Below are 1,587 nucleotides of genomic sequence, written 5' to 3' on the forward strand. Positions count from 1 at the left end.
CTTCGAGACCGTGGCGTCGTGTTTCACCGTCTTGGCCGTGAGCTGGCTTGAAACCAGGCCAAGCGTCATCGGCCGCCGCCCAAAGGGCGTCGTTGCAATATGAGTCCCCATGTTCCTTCACCTATCGCTAGGCAAAGAAAATCTGCCGCCGAACGGCGCCGAGCCACTTGGACTCTTGACTGCGATTCCGGGAAGTGCGATTCTCGTTGTCGCTACACAGACGAGAAAGGGCTTCTGGAATCCTTCCGGGGGCCTTTTTTCTTTGCTCGTTTCGATTGTCTACCCTGCCTGCCAACAAGAGCTAACCTGCTGGCAGATCAGTTTTGGTCCCGCTTCTCCTCCTTGCTTTTCAACTCCGAAAATTCCGAAAAAAGGTCGTCAAGACGGCCTGATACGAAGACCGCAAACTTCGGAACGACCTTATCGTTGAAGACAATTGCGGTCTTACCGCCGCGGCGCTCCAGAAGACCCGCGCGCTTGCCATCAGGTGTCAACCAAGCGCTCGCCTTGCTTGTCGTGGGACGCTGCGGCTTGCTGAGTGCCTTCCAGACCTCTTGGAACCGAGTGTCACTGTCCATTGCGAGGACAGCAGGGTCGTTCAATACGCGCTCTATCAGAGCGGTCGTCTTGGCATCGCCAAGACGCTCTGCCAGACCCAGCCAACGCGCTCGGCCAACTTTTGACGCGGGCCCGATGCGTCGCAACATTGCCTCTGGGATACGCCGAGCGATCGCTATGTAGCGGCTCAGATCTCCCTTGTCCGTAGACAGAGCGGCGATGATTGTTTGCCGATCGTAACCGGCGTCCTCTAGGTGCTTCGCGAACAGTGCCTTCTCGATAAATGAGAGATCGTTGCGATCGAGATTTTCGCGACCTTGCGCGACCACAAGCTCATTGTCGGTGAGATTGCGCACGATCGCTTGTACAGGGCGGCCCAGTTGAGCTGCCGCTCGCAGACGCCGTCGCCCATAGGCGATCTGGAACCGGCCAGCTTTTTCAGGGTGCGGCCTGACCAGGATGGGGACCTGCTGACCATTCTCGGCGATGCTGGCCACAAGCTCATCGAAGCCCGGATCGACGTCAATGTGAATGCGATCGGCTATTACTGACCCGTCAATCTGTCCGGGTTCCAGCGAAACAACCGCCTCACCTGAAGCCAGCTGTTGCTGCAGGCGATCGGCCGCTCTAACGCTTTCCGTCATTTCCTGCAGTGATGAGCCCATCGCTGCAATGGCTCCCGTACGCACGCGATCGGGTGCCTTGACCGGCGAGGGGGCAGGGGTCTCGGGCTTCTTCAGGAACAGGGAATTGATCGCATCCCGGCGACTCATAGCAAGCCCCCTGGGATGCCGATGAAACGCGTATACCTTTGTTGGGAGCTCCCAACGCGGCCCGACAATTTAGGCGGCCAGTCGCGAAAACTGCGAGCGAGCCGAGGTCCTGCACGCAAGTTGGGAGCTCCCAACGAGACGAGGGGCATTGATGAGACCAAGGTGGTCACCCTCATGACCGCCCCCACGCATTCTTGATCAGCCCTTCAATCTCACCGTTGACGGCCTCCATCGCCTCCATCGCGCGATCGTATGT

1 protein-coding gene is annotated in these 1,587 nt (G+C 58.6%); it reads right to left on the reverse strand.

What is annotated here, in order from left to right:
- Positions 1–317 precede the first annotated feature (317 nt).
- Entirely contained in the window at positions 318–1,331 is a 1,014-nt protein-coding gene (repB, locus tag EOA60_RS32105; RefSeq protein ID WP_128312566.1) for a plasmid partitioning protein RepB, read from the reverse strand.
- Positions 1,332–1,587 lie beyond the last annotated feature (256 nt).

Origin of the sequence: Mesorhizobium sp. M1A.F.Ca.IN.020.06.1.1 (genome assembly GCF_004023265.1) — a bacterium.
GTDB lineage: Bacteria > Pseudomonadota > Alphaproteobacteria > Rhizobiales > Rhizobiaceae > Mesorhizobium.